Source organism: Ramlibacter sp. (genome assembly GCF_029866045.1).
Lineage (GTDB): Bacteria > Pseudomonadota > Gammaproteobacteria > Burkholderiales > Burkholderiaceae_C > Ramlibacter.
On the sequence record NZ_JARXAB010000048.1, the window covers coordinates 1 to 19387 of the forward strand.

At 65.4% G+C, this 19387-nt stretch carries 19 protein-coding genes and 1 tRNA gene; 7 read left to right on the forward strand and 13 right to left on the reverse strand.

Going from position 1 to position 19387, the window contains the following annotated elements; genetic code table 11:
- The 9 genes from QE494_RS05220 to QE494_RS05260 all read right to left on the reverse strand — a co-directional run.
- On the reverse strand, window positions 1-131 hold a 131-nt coding region (locus tag QE494_RS05220), incomplete at its 3' end, for a GTP-binding protein (RefSeq protein WP_300041906.1).
- A gap of 191 nt (window positions 132-322) precedes the next feature.
- On the reverse strand, window positions 323-2425 hold the full coding sequence (gene fusA, locus QE494_RS05225) for an elongation factor G (protein WP_300041852.1): 2103 nt from the start codon (window positions 2423-2425) through the stop codon (window positions 323-325).
- 68 nt (window positions 2426-2493) lie between these two features.
- Window positions 2494-2967: a 30S ribosomal protein S7 gene (gene rpsG / locus QE494_RS05230; RefSeq protein ID WP_300041853.1), complete on the reverse strand. Its 474-nt coding sequence runs from the start codon at window positions 2965-2967 to the stop codon at window positions 2494-2496.
- Between the two features lie 163 nt (window positions 2968-3130).
- On the reverse strand, window positions 3131-3508 hold the full coding sequence (gene rpsL, locus QE494_RS05235) for a 30S ribosomal protein S12 (RefSeq protein ID WP_017759704.1): 378 nt from the start codon (window positions 3506-3508) through the stop codon (window positions 3131-3133).
- Window positions 3509-3743: 235 nt separating this feature from the next.
- Complete coding sequence (locus tag QE494_RS05240; protein ID WP_300041854.1) at window positions 3744-4937, reverse strand: D-alanyl-D-alanine carboxypeptidase family protein; 1194 nt, start codon at window positions 4935-4937, stop codon at window positions 3744-3746.
- Window positions 4938-4946: 9 nt separating this feature from the next.
- On the reverse strand, window positions 4947-5573 hold the full coding sequence (locus QE494_RS05245; protein WP_300041855.1) for an alpha/beta hydrolase: 627 nt from the start codon (window positions 5571-5573) through the stop codon (window positions 4947-4949).
- Between the two features lie 42 nt (window positions 5574-5615).
- Entirely contained in the window at window positions 5616-5972 is a 357-nt protein-coding gene (locus QE494_RS05250) for a ferredoxin (protein ID WP_300041856.1), read from the reverse strand.
- A complete protein-coding gene (locus QE494_RS05255) occupies window positions 5969-7087 on the reverse strand; it encodes a VanZ family protein (RefSeq protein WP_300041907.1) in 1119 nt (372 codons plus the stop codon). The genes QE494_RS05250 and QE494_RS05255 overlap by 4 nt, the downstream gene beginning before the upstream one ends.
- A gap of 31 nt (window positions 7088-7118) precedes the next feature.
- Window positions 7119-7541 carry a CopD family protein gene (locus QE494_RS05260; protein WP_300041857.1) on the reverse strand — a complete coding sequence of 141 codons (423 nt, stop codon included), beginning with the start codon at window positions 7539-7541 and terminating at the stop codon, window positions 7119-7121.
- A gap of 310 nt (window positions 7542-7851) precedes the next feature.
- Here QE494_RS05260 and hemB point away from each other — a divergent pair, with 310 nt between their 5' ends.
- Window positions 7852-8856 carry a porphobilinogen synthase gene (gene hemB, locus QE494_RS05265; RefSeq protein ID WP_300041858.1) on the forward strand — a complete coding sequence of 335 codons (1005 nt, stop codon included), beginning with the start codon at window positions 7852-7854 and terminating at the stop codon, window positions 8854-8856.
- Window positions 8857-8913: 57 nt separating this feature from the next.
- On the opposite strand, the gene QE494_RS05270 is transcribed toward hemB, so the two are convergent.
- The 3 genes from QE494_RS05270 to QE494_RS05280 form a co-directional block, all read right to left on the reverse strand.
- Window positions 8914-9597, reverse strand: a complete 684-nt coding sequence (locus QE494_RS05270) for a dienelactone hydrolase family protein (protein ID WP_300041859.1) — start codon at window positions 9595-9597, stop codon at window positions 8914-8916.
- A 177-nt stretch (window positions 9598-9774) separates the two neighbouring features.
- The gene (locus QE494_RS05275; protein WP_300041860.1) at window positions 9775-10353 is read right to left on the reverse strand and encodes a GNAT family N-acetyltransferase; all 579 of its coding nucleotides are present in this window, start codon (window positions 10351-10353) and stop codon (window positions 9775-9777) included.
- Between the two features lie 26 nt (window positions 10354-10379).
- Window positions 10380-11927 (reverse strand): class I SAM-dependent methyltransferase, encoded by a 1548-nt coding sequence (locus QE494_RS05280; protein ID WP_300041861.1) that lies wholly within the window; start codon window positions 11925-11927, stop codon window positions 10380-10382.
- 188 nt (window positions 11928-12115) lie between these two features.
- Between QE494_RS05280 and QE494_RS05285 the strand changes: the two genes are divergently transcribed.
- The 4 genes from QE494_RS05285 (at window position 12116) to QE494_RS05300 (ending at window position 17005) form a co-directional block, all read left to right on the forward strand.
- The gene (locus tag QE494_RS05285; protein ID WP_300041862.1) at window positions 12116-13657 is read left to right on the forward strand and encodes a CoA-acylating methylmalonate-semialdehyde dehydrogenase; all 1542 of its coding nucleotides are present in this window, start codon (window positions 12116-12118) and stop codon (window positions 13655-13657) included.
- Window positions 13658-13724: 67 nt separating this feature from the next.
- Window positions 13725-15353 carry a GMC family oxidoreductase gene (locus QE494_RS05290; protein WP_300041863.1) on the forward strand — a complete coding sequence of 543 codons (1629 nt, stop codon included), beginning with the start codon at window positions 13725-13727 and terminating at the stop codon, window positions 15351-15353.
- Window positions 15354-15698: 345 nt separating this feature from the next.
- Window positions 15699-16457 (forward strand): TSUP family transporter, encoded by a 759-nt coding sequence (locus tag QE494_RS05295; RefSeq protein WP_300041864.1) that lies wholly within the window; start codon window positions 15699-15701, stop codon window positions 16455-16457.
- Window positions 16458-16477: 20 nt separating this feature from the next.
- Window positions 16478-17005 (forward strand): DUF2946 family protein, encoded by a 528-nt coding sequence (locus tag QE494_RS05300; protein ID WP_300041865.1) that lies wholly within the window; start codon window positions 16478-16480, stop codon window positions 17003-17005.
- A gap of 88 nt (window positions 17006-17093) precedes the next feature.
- Here QE494_RS05300 and QE494_RS05305 read toward each other — a convergent pair whose 3' ends face one another.
- Window positions 17094-17651 carry a cytochrome c5 family protein gene (locus QE494_RS05305; RefSeq protein ID WP_300041866.1) on the reverse strand — a complete coding sequence of 186 codons (558 nt, stop codon included), beginning with the start codon at window positions 17649-17651 and terminating at the stop codon, window positions 17094-17096.
- A gap of 147 nt (window positions 17652-17798) precedes the next feature.
- Here QE494_RS05305 and QE494_RS05310 point away from each other — a divergent pair.
- Window positions 17799-17874, forward strand: a tRNA-Arg gene (locus QE494_RS05310).
- A gap of 18 nt (window positions 17875-17892) precedes the next feature.
- The gene (locus QE494_RS05315; protein ID WP_300041867.1) at window positions 17893-19377 is read left to right on the forward strand and encodes a DUF1800 family protein; all 1485 of its coding nucleotides are present in this window, start codon (window positions 17893-17895) and stop codon (window positions 19375-19377) included.
- Window positions 19378-19387: the final 10 nt, after the last annotated feature.

A 19387-nucleotide genomic window follows, 5' to 3' on the forward strand; every position in this document is an offset into this window, starting at 1 on the left:
GCTTCGCCGCCAAACTTGGCCGACAACACCGTCGTAATGGCCGCCGTCAGCGTGGTCTTGCCATGGTCCACGTGACCAATCGTGCCCACGTTCACGTGCGGCTTGGTCCGCTCGAATTTTCCTTTTGCCATTTCTCAAATCTCCAAAGAGCAAGGCCCGTGACTGTTTAACGTCTCTGGCAAAGACCGCGCCACGGGCAGCGGGTCAACCACGTTCGTGGCGCCAAAGACAATTTCTCGTTACCAGGCCCCGTGGCCCCGGCTTTGCCGGGACCGCCAGGGCGCCCCTTGGGGGGAGGCGGCGAAGCCGCTTCGGGGCGGTCTTATTTAGAGCGCGCGGCCATGATGGTTTCGGCCACATTACGCGGGGCTTCCGAGTAATGCTTGAACTCCATCGTGTAGGTGGCGCGACCCTGCGACATCGAACGTAGGGTGGTCGAGTAACCGAACATCTCGGACAGCGGGACCTCGGCCTTGATGGCCTTGCCGCCACCGACCATATCGTCCATGCCCTGGACCATGCCGCGGCGAGAGGACAGGTCGCCCATCACGCTGCCAGCGTAGTCTTCCGGAGTCTCGACTTCCACGGCCATCATCGGCTCGAGGATGACGGGGCTGGCCTTGCGAGCGCCTTCTTTGAAGCCAAAGATGGCAGCCATCTTGAAGGCGAGTTCGTTCGAGTCCACGTCGTGGTACGAGCCGAAATGCAGCGTGACCTTGACGTCAACGACCGGGTAGCCCGCCAGCACGCCTTGCGTGACGGCTTCGTGGATGCCTTTTTCGACCGCGGGGATGTACTCGCGCGGCACCACGCCGCCCTTGATGGCGTCGATGAATTCGATGCCCTTGCCCGGCTCATTCGGCTCGATCTTGAGCACGACGTGGCCGTACTGGCCCTTGCCGCCCGACTGGCGCACGAACTTGCCTTCGGCGTCTTCCACCGTCTTGCGGATGGTTTCGCGGTACGCCACCTGCGGCTTGCCCACGTTGGCTTCCACGCCGAACTCGCGCTTCATGCGGTCGACGATGATCTCCAGGTGCAGCTCGCCCATGCCGGCGATGATGGTCTGGCCGGATTCTTCGTCGGTACGCACGCGGAACGACGGGTCTTCCTGCGCCAGACGGTTGAGGGCAATGCCCATCTTCTCTTGGTCGGCCTTGGTCTTGGGCTCAACGGCCTGCGCGATCACGGGCTCGGGGAAGACCATGCGCTCGAGGGTCACGGTGGACGACGGGTCGCACAACGTCTCGCCGGTGGTGACGTCTTTGAGGCCCACGCAAGCGGCGATGTCACCTGCGCGGATTTCGTCGACTTCCTGGCGGTTGTTGGCGTGCATCTGCACGATACGACCGATACGCTCTTTCTTACCGCGGACCGGGTTGTAAACGCTATCGCCCTTGGAGAGCACGCCGGAGTAGACGCGCACAAAGGTCAACTGGCCCACGAAGGGGTCGGTCATCAGCTTGAACGCGAGTGCGGCAAACTTTTCGCCGTCGTCGGCCTTGCGGCTGGTGGGCTGCTCGTTTTCGTCGGTGCCGGACACCGGGGGAATATCCACCGGGGAGGGCATCAACTCGATCACGGCGTCGAGCATGCGCTGCACACCCTTGTTCTTGAACGCGGTGCCGCAGAGCATCGGCTGAATTTCGCCGGCGATGGTGCGGGTGCGCAGACCCAACGTGATCTCTTCTTCGGACAAGTCACCTTCTTCCAGGTACTTGTTCATCAGGTCTTCGGACGCCTCGGCCGCAGCCTCGAGCATCTTCTCGCGCCATTCCTTGGCGGTCTCCAAGAGGTCGGCGGGGATATCTTCGTAGTTGAACTTCATGCCCTGGGAGGCTTCGTCCCAGATGATGGCCTTCATCTTGCGGAGGTCGACCACGCCGGTGAAGTTTTCTTCGGCGCCAATCGGGATCACGATCGGCACGGGGTTGGCCTTGAGGCGCAGCTTCATCTGGTCGACGACCTTGAAGAAGTTGGCGCCGGTGCGGTCCATCTTGTTGACGAAGGCGAGACGGGGGACCCGGTACTTGTTGGCCTGGCGCCAGACGGTTTCCGACTGGGGCTGCACGCCACCCACGGCGCAATACACCATGCAGGCGCCGTCGAGCACGCGCATGGAACGCTCCACCTCGATGGTGAAGTCGACGTGGCCAGGGGTGTCGATGATGTTGATACGGTGCTCGGGGAAGGACATGTCCATCCCCTTCCAGAAGCAGGTCGTAGCAGCAGACGTAATGGTGATGCCGCGCTCCTGCTCCTGCTCCATCCAATCCATCGTGGCAGCGCCGTCGTGCACTTCACCGATCTTGTGGTTGACGCCGGTGTAGAACAGGATGCGCTCGGTGGTGGTGGTCTTGCCGGCGTCGATGTGCGCCGAGATGCCGATATTGCGATAACGCTCGATAGGCGTATTGCGGGCCATGATCAATCTCTTTCGTTGAAGTGGACAGCGGCCCGCTCGTGGCGGGCCGACCGTACCAGGGGGAATGCTTAGAAGCGGAAGTGGCTGAAGGCCTTGTTGGCCTCGGCCATGCGGTGCACTTCGTCACGCTTCTTCATGGCGCCGCCACGACCTTCGGTGGCTTCCATGAGTTCGTTGGCCAGTCGCAGGGCCATGGATTTCTCGCCACGCTTCTTGGAGGCTTCCTTGATCCAGCGCATCGACAGTGCAACACGGCGGACGGGACGCACCTCAACGGGCACCTGGTAGTTGGCGCCACCCACGCGGCGGGACTTCACTTCCACCATGGGCTTCACGTTGTTGATGGCGATGGTGAAGGCTTCCAGGGGATCCTTGCCCGGATTCTTTTTCTCGATGAAGTCGAGGGCTCCGTAGACGATGCGCTCGGCCACCGCCTTTTTGCCGCCTTGCATGATCACGTTCATGAACTTGGCGAGCTCGACATTGCCGAACTTGGGATCCGGCAGGATTTCACGTTTAGGGACTTCGCGACGACGCGGCATTTCGAACCTCTTTCATTTGCTTCAGTTGGCCAGCCCTTCCGGGTGGCCGCGAGAGCCATTAGGACTCTCACTTACTCGACCCACAGGCACCATGCCTGCTTGGGGTCACTTCGCCGATGCAGCCTGACTGGCCCACCGACACCGGGAAAAACAATCAGGCCGCTCAGGCCTTCTTCGGACGCTTGGCGCCGTACTTGGAGCGGGACTGCTTGCGGTCTTTGACGCCCTGCAGGTCCAGAGAACCGCGAACGATGTGGTAACGCACACCGGGCAAGTCCTTCACACGGCCGCCACGCACGAGCACCACGGAGTGCTCCTGCAGGTTGTGGCCTTCGCCGCCGATGTAGGAGATGACCTCGAAGCCGTTGGTCAGGCGCACCTTGGCTACCTTGCGAAGCGCGGAGTTTGGCTTCTTGGGGGTGGTGGTGTACACGCGGGTGCAGACGCCACGGCGCTGCGGGCTGTTTTGCATCGCGGGGCTTTTTGATTTGGTCTTTTCGACCTCGCGCCCCTGACGCACGAGTTGATTGATGGTTGGCATTAAACGTCCCTAAACGTTTGAAAACGTCTGAAAAAATCCCAGCGACAGCCGGCGTGAACCCGGAAAGATCGCAGGCAAATAATTCCCGCCCCAATAGCGGGAAAGCCCTCCAGTATATCCGGCCGTCAGGCAACCGGCAATGACAGCAGGCGGGCACGACACCCCTCACGAGGTGACGAGGGTCAGCCAGTGGAGGCGCCGCCGGTCGAAAAACCGGACAAAGAGCCCTAAAGAATTACTTTATCCACAGGCGGATGGCGTCCCAGGCTCGACCCAGCACGCCCGCCTGGGGCACGGCTTCGAGGGCGACAAGCGGAATCTCAGAGACGACCTGATCGCCAGCGAGCACCGTGAGCACGCCCACCGATTGACCACGGCCCAGGGGGGCGACCAGCGGGTCGGGCCGCACCACCTGGGTCTTGAGCCGGCTGGCGGTCCCCGCAGGCACCGCCACCACGATGGCCTGAGGCCGGCCGAGCTTGGCCCGCGACTGGGTACCCTTCCAGACCTCCGGGGTGAGCACGGCCTGATTGGCTTCGAACAGCTTGACCGCCTCAAATGCGGTGTAGCCCCAATTGAGCAGCTTCTGGGACTCGTTGGCACGGGCGTTTTCGTTGGCAGCGCCCAAGACGATGGAAAGCAGGCGACGCGAACCCAGGCCCGGGAAGTCGCGATGGGCGGTGGCAATCAGGCAGTAACCGGCGGCTTCGGTGTGGCCCGTCTTGAGGCCATCGACCGTCGGATCGCGCATCAGCAGAAGGTTGCGGTTGTTTTCGTTCGCGGCGGGCGTGCCCGGGTAACGGTACTTCTTGATCGCGTAGTAGCCCACATAGTCCGGAAAGTCCTGCATCAGCCGGGTCGCTAGGACGCCCAAGTCGCGGGCGGTGGTGGTGTGACCTGGCTCGGTCAGGCCTTCGGGGTTGCGGTAAGCAGTGGCCTTCATGCCGAGGTTCTTGGCCTGGTCATTCATCAGCTGCACGAAGCGCTCTACGCTACCGCCCACACCCTCGGCCAAGGCCACCGTCGCATCGTTGCCAGACTGAACGATCATTCCTTTGATCAGGTCCTCCACCGGCACTTTCATCTTGGGGTCGATGAACATCCGGGAGCCAGGCATCTTCCATGCGCGCTCGCTCACGGGCAGCGCCTGCTTGAGATCGAGTTTCTTCGACTTGAGGGCGTCGAAGACGATGTAGGCGGTCATCAGCTTGGTCAGCGATGCGGGCTCGACAGGCGAGTCCACGTCGCGGCCAGCCAGCATCTGGTTGGCAGTGACATCGAACAGCAGGTAGCTGCGCGCCGCAATCTCGGGCGGCTGCGGCGCCTGTGCCTGGGCGGGACATGACCCGAAGAAAAAAATCAGGGCGAGCAGCGGCCCGAAAAATGACGCAAAAAAATGCGCGGGCAGCATGCGGGCAAGTGGGTTCATGGTGGACGATCAACGCAGGTGGCGAACCACCAGAGACTTGAGCAGCGGCAATTGTCCGTGAAAGAAATGCCCGCCACCAGGCACCACTGTCACCGGGAGCGATTGAGGGCGCGCCCAGTCAAAGACCGCAGACAGCGGCACTGTGTCGTCCTGCTCGCCATGGATCACCAGGGTGCGTTCATGTGCCTCGGGCGGCAAGGTGGCCACCGAAAAGCGCGAGGCGGCAGTGCCCACAAGCACCAGCTGATCGACGGGCCGCTGCGCCCACATCCGCGCCGCCACCTGGGAGGCGACAAAGGAACCGAATGAAAAGCCCGCCAGGCCCAGGGGCCCGGCAGGCGCCACTTGTCCGACCAGAGAGATCATGTCCTCGACCTCGCCAGCGCCCCCGTCATGCGCACCCTCGCTGCCGCCCACGCCACGAAAATTGAAGCGGATCGCGGTCCACCCACATTGAATAAAGGCGCGGGCCAGAGTCTGGACCACCTTGTTGTCCATGGTGCCGCCAAAGAGCGGGTGGGGGTGGGCAATGACCGCGGTGCCCCGCCATGGCAGGCCGTCGGGCGGCGTGTCACGTAGCGCCTCGATCACGCCTGCCCCGCCTGCCAGGCGAAGGCGTTCGGTCTGTGCGTTCATGGGGCCGCCTTCATCCAGGAACGCAGGGACCGGCAGCCAGGTTCAGCGGCCGACGTTCGCCGGTAGCACGAGGCGCTCGACCACCTTCCCGTTTTTCAGGTGGGACTCGACGATCTCGTCGATATCGTCCATATCGACGAAGGTGTACCAGACGGCTTCCGGGTAGACCACCGCCACCGGGCCACCGGCGCAACGGTCAAGGCAACCGGCCTTGTTGACCCGCACTTGCCCGGGCCCAGCCAGCCCCGCCTGCTTCACACGCGCCTTGCAGCGGTCAAAGCCCTCCTTGGCCGGATGATCGGCGCAGCATGCCTCGCCATTGGGGCGCTGGTTCAGGCAGAAGAAAACGTGGCGCGCGTAGTAAGAGGCCGTGTCGGCCCCCTGAACAATTGAAGTCATGCGCCGATTCTAGGCCGCGCATCACCCCGGGACAGCCGCAGCAGACCATAGGCGAGCGCCGCGTACGGCCAGCACCACCCGATCCACTGCGCCAGACCGTTGAAGCGGATAAACCGACCCTGCTCCCAGGCCTGAAGCGTGAGCGAGTAATACGCATTGGCCGGCGCTTGGTTCAACAGGGCCAGGTGCAGCACCAGCACCGGCAGGAGCAGGGCCACGCAGCCCCGGCGAGGCAACCAGACCGCCAGCACGGCCAGCGCCAGCCCACCGGCCAGCCCCAGCTGCACGGATAGGCTCAGCCACGCCCAGGCGTTGGCCGGGCCGAAGCTCAAAGCCGCAGACAGCGCGCTGGCGGCAAGACCGGCGGCAAGGAGGAGGAGCATCAATGCCAGCCGCCCACGAAGGGCACCCATGATGGAAAAAGCCAGCAGGCAAGGCACCAGCAAACCCAGCGCCACCGCGACCAGCTCGGTGCCTTGTCCGAGCGGCTGTTGTAGAGGCTCCCGGACTGGCAGCCAATCGATGAAGGGCGTGTACTCCAGCCACTCCGCCAGGGCGAGTTGGGTTCGCTCGAGCACCTGCCCCAGGCCCAAGGGCAGCGGCGCGGGAAATAACAAGCCGGCCGGCCACAGGGCCAGCAGCACCAGGGCGCCGCGGGCCTCGTCCACGAACCAACGGCGCCGAAAGCGCGACCAGCGTTGCAACAATCCCAACCGCTCGAGGCCCGAGGCGAGCAGTGCGCCCAAGACCGTACCCGCCAGATTGAGCCCGAGGTCGAGGTTCGAGGGCACGCGCGAAGGCAGGAAGGTCTGGAGCGCCTCCAAGGAAAAGGACAGGGTGCCGGCGGCGACGAGTGACACAACCATCGCGCCGCCAGAGCCGCCCGCTGCTGGATCGCGCCGCAACCGGGCCAGGGCGATCAGGAAGCCCAGCGGAGCGTAGCCGGCCACGTTGGCTGCCATATCGAAGCCTGTCCACCACTGCGGCCAGGGGCTGGCCAGGAAAGCCCAGGGCGCGAGGCCCTGGACGCGCCAGCCATCGAAGGGGTAGAGGCTGGCATAGACGATCAACACCCCATAGGCCAGGGCCAGCGGCCCGGCAGAGGTCTTGTGCATCGGCATGACGTCTGCTTGCGTCGGACCGCGCTCAGAATGGCTTGATGACGACTAGCAGCACCGCCACCAGCAGAAGCACCACAGGGATCTCATTGAACCAGCGGTACCAGCGGTGGCTCCGGGTGCTGCCACCGGCCTCGAACCGGCGCAGCATGCGAGCGCAGGCGTGGTGGTAGGCGATGACCAGCAGGACAACGATCAGTTTGGCGTGCATCCAGCCGTCACCGCGACCGATGCCATAAGTCAGCCAGAGCACCAGCCCCAGCGCCACTGCGGGTACGGCCAGCAAGGTGGTGAAGCGCAGCAGCTTACGTGACATGAGCAGCAGCCGATCGCGCTCGGCCAGTGAGCCAGGCTCGACCATGGCGAGGTTGACGTAGATGCGGGGCAGATAAAACAGGCCAGCAAACCAGCTGGCGACGAAGACGATGTGCAGGGCTTTGATCCAGAGCATGGTCTAAGTGTAGACAGCGACACCCCTGGGACAAAAAAAACCCCGGCCAACGAGCCGGGGTGGGAAGCCTTTTTGCTGTCACACATCAAGGCGCCCGCTCAGGGAGGAAAAGCGGGGGGCGGCAAACCGCCCAAGACCAATCTAGCAAAGGCCCCTCGGGCCCACAAGCAACCGCACACGGGGGTTTCCCCTGCCTCGGATGACCATGCAATTCTTTGGAACTACATCTCGGGCTGGCCAGTTAACCACGGTTGACGGTGTGACACGACAAGCTGTTCTTACGACGCCGTCTGGTAGCAAAATAACGACCATGACACTGCATGCCCCGTTCCCCATGGGCCGCCCCCGGCGGCTGCGCCGCGACGAGTTCACCCGCAATCTGGTTCGCGAACATCGTTTGACAGCGCACGACCTGATCTATCCGGTCTTCGTGCTTGACGGCCAGAACCGACGCGAGTCGGTGGCCTCGATGCCGGGCGTCGACCGCCTCAGCCTGGACCAGCTGATTCCAGTGGCCGAAGAGTGCGTGGCACTGGGCATTCCGGTGATGGCGCTCTTTCCGGTCATCGACCCATCCCTCAAGACACCCGATGGCGCCGAGGCTGGCAACCCAGACGGTCTGGTGCCCCGGGTGGTGCGCGAATTGAAGAAGCGGGTGCCCGGTCTGGGCGTCATGACCGATGTGGCGCTGGACCCGTTCACCAGCCACGGACAAGACGGGGTGATGGACGAGACGGGCTACATCCTCAACGACGAGACAGTGGCCATCTTGACGCGCCAAGCCCTGGTGCAGGCCGAGGCTGGTGTGGACATCGTCGCACCCAGCGACATGATGGACGGACGTATTGGCGCGATTCGCCAGGCCCTGGAAAAAGACGGCCACATCCACACACGAATCATGGCCTACAGCGCCAAATACGCCAGTGCGTTCTACGGCCCCTTCCGGGACGCGGTGGGGTCGGCCGCCAACCTTGGCAAAGGCAACAAGAAGGTCTACCAGATGGACCCGGCCAACACCGACGAGGCCCTGCGCGAGGTCGCGATGGACATTGCCGAAGGTGCCGACATGGTGATGGTCAAGCCAGGCATGCCTTACCTGGACATTGTTCGCCGGGTCAAAGACGAGTTCAGCATGCCAACCTTCGCCTACCAAGTGTCGGGCGAGTACGCGATGCTGCAGGCGGCCGCTGCCAACGGCTGGTTGGACCGTGAAGCGGTCATGATGGAGAGCCTGCTGGCGTTCAAGCGCGCCGGCGCAGACGGCATCCTCACCTACTTCGCGCGCGACGCGGCCCGCGTGCTTCAGTCAGCCTGAAGCGGCACCTTTGCTGGCGGTCCATGGCCGGTAGGCCGCTGGACCGCCTGGCCTGAATCAGGCCAGGTGACGAGCGAAGAATTCCAGCGTGCGCTGGCGCGCCAGAGCGGCGGCAGTCGCATCTCCGGTGGCACGGTGGTCACAGTTAAAGCCGTGATCGGCGGCGTAGGCGTGAACCTGCACCTCGGGATGGGCCTCGGCGAAGGCGCGCACAGAGTCCATCGGTATCCACGCATCGCGCTCGCCAAAGTGGGCCATCACGGGCACCTGGGGCTTGCGCGCGGACTCCTCGGGCGAGGTGACGCCGCCACCGTAATAGGGCGCAGCCGCCGCCAGACCCTTGAGCAGGCACGCGGCGCGCCAGGTCAGGAGTCCGCCCCAGCAGTAGCCGACCACCCCGACCTTGCCCGCTTGTCCTGCGTAGTCAATGGCCGCCTGAACGTCCTGCATCACTCCGGGCGCCGGCAGCGTATCGACCGCTGTCTTGAGCGCAAAGCCCGCCTTTTTGTCCTCGTCGCCGTAGCCCAGTTCGACCCCGGACTTAGCACGGTGGAAGGTTGGCGGCGCGACCGCCAGGTAGCCTTCGGCAGCGTAGCCGTCGGCGACCGCACGGATATGCGCATTGACGCCGAAGATCTCCTGCAAAACGACGACGCCGCCACGCGGTTTCCCGGCTGGCCGGGCCACGTAGGCGGGAATGGACTGGCCATCGGCCGATGTGAGGTTGACGATTTCACCCATGGTCTCTCCTAGTCTTGTTCAGATCGCTGCGGTCCCGAGCCCCGCAAATTCTTGCAGACAGGGAAACGCCAGACCAAGCTTAACCGGCCCGGGCTGGCAGACAGGTGCAGGGATCCCCTGAGACAGGGCGAAGGGCGAAGGGCGGGGCGCAGGCTGCTGCGATGGAGGCCTGGCACTTCAGTCGTCTGGCGCGACCCGAGACAACAGCACGTTGTCACGCCAGCGGCCATTGAGCTTGACGAAGTCGCGGGCGTAGCCCTCGACCACGAAGCCCAGACGTTTGAGCAGTGCGGCGCTGCGCAGGTTCTCCGGCAGGTGAGTCGCCATCACCCGGTGCAGGTGGTGGCGCGACATGACCTCGGGCACTACCGGGCCCAGCCACTGGTGCATCAGGCTGCGGCCCTCTAACTGGCGATCGAGCAGAAAGCTCAAGGTGCAGGCTTCGAAATCACCATGCTCGATCCCCCAGAAGCTGACCAGGCCGCCGATCTCACGGTCATCCCCCTGGCGCAGAAAACCCACCAGATGAACCGCCCGGCCAGCCTGCATATCCGCCTGGCGCCGGGGAATCTCGGCCTCCCAGTAGGCCTCTTGTTCGAGCTCGGGGCCCAGGCTCATCGCCATGCGAAGGTGGAGGCGGTTGCGCTGGTGGAAGCGCACCAGCGCCTGGACGAACTGCGGGTGAATGCCGTACAGCCACCACTGGGGGTGTTCGGTCCAGAGAACGGCGGTGTCGAGGGCGGGCTGAATGCTCATGAATTTTCCGGAGGAAAGATGGCCGCTCAGGCCAGGGGATGGTCCATGAGACCCAGCCGCTGCCAGGCTGGCGCGACACGGGCCAGAAAGCGTTCGGCCTCGCCGAGGGGCGTCGCCTGCGCGTCGCCAGATCCGAGACCCAGCTCGCTGCCGGGGCTGGCTTGCCGGAGCGCCTCGGCCAGGGCGACCGGGTCGCGGGCGCCGTCCTCCCACGCTGCCAGCATGAGACGCTCAGGCCTTGAGGCCTCGAAGGCGTGGCCCGTCAACGGGCTGGCGAGGTAACGCAGCAGGTCGTCCTGCCGCGCGCGCTCAGCGACCACCCGGTTGATGGCGCGTGCGCGCGAAGCACCCGCATGACCGGTGTCGTCGGCGAACGCGGGGAAGACATGGCCTTGAGCCACCAGCGCCACCAGCACATGGAGCAGCTGCTCGATCGCAACCTCCGCCAAACCCGCCTCGTCGCGCAGCTGGCGCAGGGGCAGGGGTGCAGACGCAGCCTCAAGTGCAGCCAGCAGCGGTCGCAAGACCTGGGGGTCGAGGGCCACCGAGCCATAGGGCGTCTGCACCGTCGACTGGCCACCGGCACCCGGCCGAAGCAAGACGAAGGAGAGATCGAGCAACCGCTGCTCACGCTCGGCGGGCAGCAGCCGCCGCGCACCGCGGACGAACAGGTCGCGGCGGAAACGCCGGTTCAAGATGAAGTCGTGCGCGGTCTCGCGCAAGGTCGGGTCGAGGCCATCGAGTCCGCGGCCCTGGGCACGCTGCTGGACCTCGCCGACCAGGTCGGACTTGTGGGCGGAACAGGCAAACTGAAGCCCGGCCGGCTCCAGGGCGCGGGCCACATCAGCGAAATAGCCGATGTGCCAGCTGCGGTTGAAGTACTCGTGGGCCACCACCTGGACCTCATCGCGCTGCAGATCTTCGAGCATCTGGACCGCTGGGGGATGGTGGGCAAAAAAGGCCGCCCGGCCCTGGCGCAATCGGTCGGCGAAGTCGACCGAGCGTCGGATGCGCGAGGCGGTCGGGTCGCCCGGGGGACTGGCCAACTCGGTATGCAGGTGCATCAGGTCACGCAGGGGCTTTTCGGAGGCCCAACCAGGCATGACATTGCAGGAGAGGTAGACCACGCCGCCAACCTTGAGCCGGCGGCGCAGGAACTCCACCACAGCAGCCCGTGCATCGGCATCGATCCAGGACCAGACACCGTGGAGGGTGACGAAGTCGAACTCGGGCAAATCTTCGGCGAGCAAGTCCTGAAACGAGCGGGACAGCCAGCGGGCATCCAGGCCGGCGCGTTGAGCCAGGTCTTGGGCAAAAAGCGCGTGCTCGGGCAAAAAGTCGGTGCCCCAGAAGCTGCCCCGGGGGTTCGCAGCGGCGTGCAGGTTGCCCGATACTCCCTGCCCATAGCCCAGCTCGCAATACCGATACCGGCCGGCGTTGCTGGCATCGCCGCCGCCATGGTCCAGCCCCTGCAGCAGCAGGGCAAAGCGGACAAAGGACGGGGCCAGCTCGTGGTAGTAGCCGTGGGTGTAGGGGAGGTCGGCAACATAGCCAGCGGCCCATGAACGTCCCATGAATTCACTCCTCTTAATGAATACGGCTTAATTGAACATTAAGTATCCATTTCTGACAAGCCTTATCCGCCGGGCTCCGGCCCGGCTCGCAAGCCCCGCTTCCAGCGGGGACGAACCGCCTAGGCAAGCCACCCCGCGCTGACCTAGACTGAGCGGCTTTGGCTGCAACCCCACCCTTTCCGACCACCATGAACGCACCCGACAAAATCCCGCAGGCCACCGCTCCCGCCGCCATCGCCCACTGGGTGGGCGGGCGGGCCCTTGGCGGCCGCTCTGGCCGCCAAGGCGATGTCTTCAACCCCGCCACTGGCCGGGTGACGGGCCAGGTGGCCCTGGCCCATGCCGACGAGGTCGGCCAGGCGGTCGCCGCCGCGCAAGCCGCCTTTCCGGCCTGGGCCGAGACGCCCCCGCTGCGCCGCGCGCGGGTCATGTTCAAGTTCCTGGAGCTGCTCCAACGTGAGCGCGACGCGCTGGCCCGCCTCATCACGGCCGAACACGGCAAGGTCTTCACCGACGCACAGGGTGAGGTGACTCGTGGCATTGAGATCGTCGAGTTCGCCTGCGGCATCCCCCAGCTTCTCAAGGGCGACTACACCGACCAGGTCTCCACCGGCATCGACAACTGGACGATGCGCCAACCCCTGGGCGTGGTTGCCGGCATCACGCCGTTCAACTTTCCGGTCATGGTTCCGATGTGGATGTTCCCGGTGGCGATCGCCTGCGGCAACACCTTCATCCTCAAGCCCAGCCCCATCGACCCCAGCGCGTCGCTGCGCATGGCCGAACTGTTCAAGGAGGCCGGCCTGCCCGATGGGGTGTTCAACGTCGTTCAGGGCGACAAGGAGGCGGTCGACGCCCTGCTCGCGCACCCCGATGTGAAGGCCGTGTCCTTCGTCGGCTCGACGCCGATCGCCAACTACATCTACGAGACCGGTGCGCGTGAGGGCAAGCGGGTGCAAGCCCTGGGCGGGGCCAAGAACCACATGGTGGTCATGCCCGACGCCGACATCGACCAGGTGGTCGACGCCCTGATCGGCTCGGCCTACGGCTCGGCCGGTGAGCGCTGCATGGCCATTTCGGTGGCGGTGCTGGTGGGCGAGGTGGCCGACAAGATCGTGCCCAAGCTGGTGGAGCGCACGCGCACGCTCAAGGTGCTGGAAGGCAACAACCTCGCCGCCGAGATGGGGCCCATCGTCACCGAGGCCGCACGCCAGCGCATCACCGGCTACATCGATGCCGGCGTGGCCGAGGGCGCTCAGTTGCTGGTCGACGGTCGCCACTTCGACGGCCAAGCCGCGGGCGCGGGCTGCGAGGGCGGCTTTTGGCTCGGCGGCACGCTGTTCGACCAGGTGACGCCCGCCATGAAGATCCACCGGGAAGAGATCTTCGGCCCGGTGCTCGCCTGTGTGCGTATGCCCGACTTCGCCACCGCGGTCGAATTGATCAACGCCCACGAGTTCGGCAACGGGGTGTCGTGCTTCACCCGCGACGGCAACGTGGCGCGCGAGTTCTCGCGCCGCATCCAGGTGGGCATGGTGGGCATCAACGTACCCATTCCGGTGCCCATGGCCTGGCACGGCTTTGGTGGCTGGAAGAAGAGCCTGTTCGGCGACATGCACGCCTATGGCGAAGAGGGCGTGCGCTTCTACACCCGGCAAAAATCCATCATGCAGCGCTGGCCCGAGAGCATCGGCAAGGGCGCCGAGTTCGTGATGCCTACTTCCAAGTGAGCGGTCGCCCTTCGCGGGGCAGCGCCTGTGCATCCGCCCCAAGAACGAACGAGCAGAGCACGGCCCGATGACCCCACCCGAGTTCGACTACATCATCGTCGGTGCCGGCAGCGCAGGCTCCTTGCTCGCCAACCGGCTTAGCGCCGACCGGACCAAGCGGGTGCTGCTGATCGAGGCGGGCGGCAAGGACGACTACCACTGGATCCACATCCCGGTGGGCTACCTGTATTGCATCGGTAACCCGCGCACAGACTGGCTTTACCAGACCGAGTCGGAACCCGGGCTCAACGGCCGCTCGCTGCGCTATCCGCGCGGCAAGACACTGGGCGGCTGCTCCAGCATCAACGGCATGATCTACATGCGCGGCCAGTCGCGAGACTACGACCAGTGGGCCTCGCTCACCGGGGACGCGCGCTGGCGCTGGGACGAATGCCTGCCCGACTTCAAGCGGCATGAGGATTACCACCGGGGCGCCGACGCGATGCACGGCGCCGGCGGCGAGTGGCGGGTGGATAAGCAGCGCCTGCGCTGGGACATCCTCGACGCGTTTGCACAAGCCGCCCGAGAAGCAGGCCTGCCGGCCAACGACGACTTCAACCGCGGCAACAACGAAGGCGTGGGCTATTTCGAGGTCAATCAGAAAAATGGCTGGCGCTGGAACACGGCCAAGGCCTTCCTGCGTCCGACCTGCTATGGGCGCCCGAACTTCGAGCTGTGGACCCGCGCCCAGGTCAGTCGCCTTCTGTTCGAGCCTGGCGCCGATGGCGCGCCGCGCTGCGTGGGCGTTCAGGTATGGACGGGCCGTGCAATGGTGACCGCGCGCGCCAGCCGTGAGGTGCTGCTGTCTGCCGGCAGCATCGGCTCGCCGCAGATCCTGCAGCTGTCCGGCCTGGGTCCGGCCGACGAATTGCAGGCGCTGGGCATCCCGGTCCTACGTGACCTGCCCGGCGTGGGCGCCAACCTGCAGGACCACCTCCAGATACGGGCCGTCTACCAGGTCAAGGGCGCAGCCACCTTGAACACCATTGCCAGCAGCCTCTGGGGGCGTCTGGGCATCGGCCTGGAGTACGCCTTGCGCCGATCCGGCCCCATGAGCATGGCGCCCTCGCAGCTGGGCGCCTTCACCCGCAGCAGTCCCGACAAGCCCTGGCCCGATCTGGAGTTCCACGTGCAGCCCCTGAGCCTGGACGCCTTCGGCGAGCCGCTGCACCGCTTCGACGCCTTCACCGCCAGCGTGTGCAACCTCAACCCTAGCAGCCGGGGCAAGGTGAGTCTGGTCAGTGCGCGCTTCGAGGACGCGCCCCGGATCGCGCCGAACTACCTGAGCACGACCGAGGACCGGGAGGTGGCGGCGCAATCCCTGCGGGTGGTGCGGCGTATCGCCAGCCAGCCGGCGCTGGCTCGCTACCAGCCCCAGGAGTGGAAGCCGGGGCCGCAGTATGAGAGCGACGAGGACCTGGCCCGACTGGCGGGTGACATCGCGACCACCATCTTCCACCCGGTGGGTACAACCAAAATGGGCCGGGACGACGATCCGATGGCGGTCCTCGACTCCGAACTGCGGGTACGCGGCGTGGCCGGGCTGCGGGTGGTGGACGCGGGCGCCATGCCCACCATCACCAGCGGCAACACCAACGCGCCCACCCTCATGATGGCGGAGAAGGCCGCCAACTGGGTGCTGTCGGCAGCGGCCTGAACGGGCCCCCGTAGGCCCTTCCGGGCCATCGTTCTGGCCGCGGCCCTGACCGAGGCACTGCTCCTCGTCTTCGGCCTCGACCGGCCCTTGCCGAGGGTTTCCGCCAGGGCCGGGAAAGTCCTGATGCCCCGCCGCGGGGCCGGGGGCTACAGTCTCGCCAACTCGCAGGCCACCCCAGGGCGGCTGCTGAAAAGCGAGAGGTCCGAGGAGACATCGGAGACATCGACAGAACAAGACGGACGCCTCCACGATGAGGCGCCCAAGCAAAGGCGCCGTGAGGCGCCTTTGCCTTTTTGGCAGGCCGATCCCAACGGTACGCGCAGGGCCGATGAGACAATCGCCCCCATGGACTTGCTGCTGATGGTGCTGGCCTCGCTGGGGGCCGGCTTCGTGGATTCGATCGTCGGCGGCGGCGGCCTCATTCTGACGCCCGCACTCTTTGCCATCTTTCCCCAGGCGGCTCCCGCATCGCTCTTCGGCCTGAACAAGAGCGCCTCCATCTGCGGCACGTCTTTCGCCGCATTCCAGTACGGGCGCCGGGTCACGCTGCCTTGGCGCGCCTTGCTGCCTGCCGCACTTGCCGGACTGGCGGGCGGGTTCACAGGGGCCTGGTGCGTGACCGTGATCTCGGCAGACTTTCTGCGCAAGGGCCTGCCGCTGGTGCTGCTTGTGGTACTGGCCTACACCCTCGCGCGCAAGGACCTAGGGCGCGAGCATGCGCCGCGTCTGGCGCCGGGGCCCGAGCGTCTGGCGGCGATGGCGATTGGCTTGGCCATCGGCTTCTACGACGGCTTCTTCGGCCCGGGCACCGGCAGCTTATTTATCTTTCTGTTCGTACGGGTCTTGGGCTACGACTTCCTGCACGCCTCGGCCGCTGCCAAATTGCTCAATGTCGCGACCAACGCCGCCGCACTGACCCTCTTTGCGGTCAAGGGCCATGTCTGGTGGCACTACGCCGTGGCCCTTGCCCTGGCCAACATCGCTGGCAGTCTGCTGGGTACGCGGCTGGCCCTGCGTCATGGCGCCGGATTCGTGCGCGGCATGTTCATTCTGGTGGTCAGCGCCCTGATCCTCAAGACCGGCTACGACGCTTTCCTTCGCTAGCGCACGCTGATAATCAGCGCATGGACGATATCGTGCGCCAGGCCATCGCCAAGTGGCCCCATGTGCCCCACTGCTACGGCTGGCTGGGGCTGGACGCCCGAGGCGGCTGGTACATGCGCGACGATCGGGTGCAAGCGCAGGGCCCGTTTCGACAGGCCAAGGGCTCGCTGCTGCGGCACGAAAAGCTGGTCGAGTTCATCCACCGCAACTACGAGCGCGACGCCCAGGGCCAGTGGTTCTTTCAGAACGGACCGCAACGGGTCTATGTCGAGCTCGAGGTCACGCCGCTGGTCTGGCGCCTGGCGGCAGACGGCAGCGTCGAGGCCCATACCGGACGTGCTGCGCAGGTGCGGGGCTGCTACCTCGACGAGCTGGGCCACCTGTACCTGGATAGCGACATCGGTTTTGGCCTCGTCCACAGCCTCGACATGGGTCTGGCCGCCGAGGCGGTGGAGTCCGGGCGCTGGCAGCCGGAGGCGGTGGAGAGCCAGTCGCTCCCGGCACGCTTTGGCTTCGTGCGCAGCCCTAGCGAGACCAGAGCAAGCTAGATCCAAGAAGGCATTGGCTGCGCAGCGCGTGCCAGCACCCAAGAAAAAGGCAGGCCATGGGCCTGCCTTTGCATGAGCGGAGTCCGCCTTACTTCGCGGCGGATGCGGCAGCAGCCGGACGGTCGGGAATGGGGAACTTGCCGCCGGCGGCGTTGGTCAAATAGACCACGCTGCGACCGATTTCGATGTCGTCAAATTCGCCACCGCCTTGGGCGCCCATCGCGCCCTTGCCCTTGAGGGCGGAGGTCAGCAGGGCGTCGTAGCCCTTGGCAATACGCGCGCCCCAGGCGCCGGCATCACCGAACTTAGGAGCACCAGCGGCACCGCTCGCGTGGCAAGCGACGCACTGGGCCTTGTAGACCTCTTCGCCAGCACGCAGGGGGCGGTCGGCGTCACGAATCTCAACCTCGCCGACCTTGCGCAAACGCTCTGCCACGCCGCGCTCCTGGTCCTTGGTGCTCAGGCCACCGAGTGCGTAGCGCTCGGGCTGACCGCTACCTGCGGGCTTGCTCTCGGAGGTGACATAGGCCACCAGGCCGATGATGATGAAAACCGGAATGACGAATGCGGCGAGCGACGCCCACATGAGCTGCTTCGGGGTCTTGATCGGGCCGGTGTGGGCTTCTTCCTGGTGGTTATCGCTCATGGCGTCCTCTGGGGGGAAATGCGGGGAGAGTTGTCGGACGGATTCGAAACAACCAACGATTATAGAGGGGCACCCCGGACAGATCCCGACGGACCACATTGCCCCGCGCACCATCGGACTGTGCCCCGGTACAATCGACGCTCACGCGCGGCTGTAGCTCAGTGGATAGAGTATTGGCCTCCGAAGCCAAGGGTCGTGGGTTCGATCCCCGCCAGCCGCGCCAAACACTCCTACGCTGTCCATGCCCCCACAGGCGACGCCGCTGGTTCACCGATTCACCCGCCGGGTCGCCTTCGGCCTGCGGGCCGACGCGCAGCTGCCAGCCGACCCGCTGAACTGGGCGCAGGCGCAAGTCGCCCAAGTACCCCCCATCGACATCCTTGAGCGCGACGGCACTCGCCGCGCCGACCTGCCCGAGGGCATGCGCCTGCTGTGGGAGATGGACGAGGTGATGACCGCCTTCCACCGGCACCAGGAGGCGGAGCGGGCCTCCTTTGCCAAGGGCCGCAGCCTGCCACGCGAGCAATACGCAGAAGAGCGCAAGCGCGAGATCGAGATTCCCTACCACCGCCTCGAGCACTGGAAGGAGGCGCAGGCCCGCGCCAGCACCGCCTTGCATGGGGCCGCGCCGGTATTCGAGCGCTTCTGGCATTTTTGGGCCAACCACTTCATGGTGGCGCCGGGCAATCAGAACAACGACACCCTGGTCGGGCCCTTCCAGCGGTCGCTGCGCCCGAAGATGCTTGGGAATTTTCGCGACCTGCTATGGCACGCGACAGTCCACCCGGCAATGCTGGTCTATTTGGACAACAACGAGAACACCGGCCCGCGCTCGCGCGCCGTGCGCGAGGGCTGGACCCGTCGAAGCGTCAATGAGAATCTGGGCCGGGAGCTGCTCGAGCTTTTTTCTCTGAGCCCGGAGGGCGGCTATACCCAGCAGGATGTTGAGGCCACCACGCTGCTGCTCACCGGCTGGCGTGACATGAAGCCTGACCGTCACCACAAACCCGGTGTACCCCTGGGCACCTACTTTGACTTCAACCACCACGAGCCGGGTGCGCAAACGGTCATGGGTAAAACCTACACCGCCTTCGTTCGCCAAGACAGCAAGCTTGCAGACCTGGTAACCGACCTGGCCCAGCACCCCGCAACCGCCCGGCACCTGGCGCGCAAGCTGTGCGTGTATTTCATCGACGACGAGCCTCCGCCACAGGCGGTGGCGCATGTGGAGCAAGTATTCAGGCAAAGCCGCGGCGACCTGCCGGCGGTGCACCGTGCGGTCATCGAAATGTGCTGGGCGCATATCGCGAGTACCCGCAAGCTCGCCTCGCCCGAAGCCTGGCTGCTGCAGTGCCTCACCCTGACCGGACTCGATCTGCCCCGAGCGATCCCGGTGGACGATCGCGGCGGCATCAAGACGCACTATTTGCTCGGGGATTTGGGCCAGCCGATTCCCCGCTGCCCCCAGCCCAATGGCTGGCCGATTCGTTCGGTGGACTGGATTTCCAAAGAGTTGATGGACCGCCGGGTGCGCTACGCCGGGCTGCTGTCCAACGACCTGGGGCGCCAGCCCGCAGCAATGGTGCGCATGCTCGAAGTGCAGTCCGAGCGGCACCTCGCCGAGGGCAGCGCCGAGCAGGCGCTGGTGCGCAGCGCGCTGGCGCGCCGTGACCTGCGCAGCGCCAACACCTTGCTCCATGTGAGCCCCTCCCTTTTGTGGGCCTGATGTGGGCCTG

Bases quoted from the DNA above. Each gene is read 5' to 3' on its own strand.
- QE494_RS05280 (WP_300041861.1), bottom strand. From the start codon at position 11,927: ATGGGACGTTCATGGGCCGCTGGCTATGTTGCCGACCTCCCCTACACC.
- QE494_RS05250 (WP_300041856.1), bottom strand. From the start codon at position 5,972: ATGACTTCAATTGTTCAGGGGGCCGACACGGCCTCTTACTACGCGCGC.
- QE494_RS05255 (WP_300041907.1), bottom strand. From the start codon at position 7,087: ATGCACAAGACCTCTGCCGGGCCGCTGGCCCTGGCCTATGGGGTGTTG.
- QE494_RS05240 (WP_300041854.1), bottom strand. From the start codon at position 4,937: ATGAACCCACTTGCCCGCATGCTGCCCGCGCATTTTTTTGCGTCATTT.
- QE494_RS05285 (WP_300041862.1), top strand. From the start codon at position 12,116: ATGAACGCACCCGACAAAATCCCGCAGGCCACCGCTCCCGCCGCCATC.
- QE494_RS05315 (WP_300041867.1), top strand. From the start codon at position 17,893: ATGCCCCCACAGGCGACGCCGCTGGTTCACCGATTCACCCGCCGGGTC.
- rpsL (WP_017759704.1), bottom strand. From the start codon at position 3,508: ATGCCAACCATCAATCAACTCGTGCGTCAGGGGCGCGAGGTCGAAAAG.
- QE494_RS05295 (WP_300041864.1), top strand. From the start codon at position 15,699: ATGGACTTGCTGCTGATGGTGCTGGCCTCGCTGGGGGCCGGCTTCGTG.
- QE494_RS05305 (WP_300041866.1), bottom strand. From the start codon at position 17,651: ATGAGCGATAACCACCAGGAAGAAGCCCACACCGGCCCGATCAAGACC.
- QE494_RS05275 (WP_300041860.1), bottom strand. From the start codon at position 10,353: ATGAGCATTCAGCCCGCCCTCGACACCGCCGTTCTCTGGACCGAACAC.
- rpsG (WP_300041853.1), bottom strand. From the start codon at position 2,967: ATGCCGCGTCGTCGCGAAGTCCCTAAACGTGAAATCCTGCCGGATCCC.
- fusA (WP_300041852.1), bottom strand. From the start codon at position 2,425: ATGGCCCGCAATACGCCTATCGAGCGTTATCGCAATATCGGCATCTCG.
- QE494_RS05245 (WP_300041855.1), bottom strand. From the start codon at position 5,573: ATGAACGCACAGACCGAACGCCTTCGCCTGGCAGGCGGGGCAGGCGTG.
- hemB (WP_300041858.1), top strand. From the start codon at position 7,852: ATGACACTGCATGCCCCGTTCCCCATGGGCCGCCCCCGGCGGCTGCGC.
- QE494_RS05290 (WP_300041863.1), top strand. From the start codon at position 13,725: ATGACCCCACCCGAGTTCGACTACATCATCGTCGGTGCCGGCAGCGCA.
- QE494_RS05260 (WP_300041857.1), bottom strand. From the start codon at position 7,541: ATGCTCTGGATCAAAGCCCTGCACATCGTCTTCGTCGCCAGCTGGTTT.
- QE494_RS05270 (WP_300041859.1), bottom strand. From the start codon at position 9,597: ATGGGTGAAATCGTCAACCTCACATCGGCCGATGGCCAGTCCATTCCC.
- QE494_RS05300 (WP_300041865.1), top strand. From the start codon at position 16,478: ATGGACGATATCGTGCGCCAGGCCATCGCCAAGTGGCCCCATGTGCCC.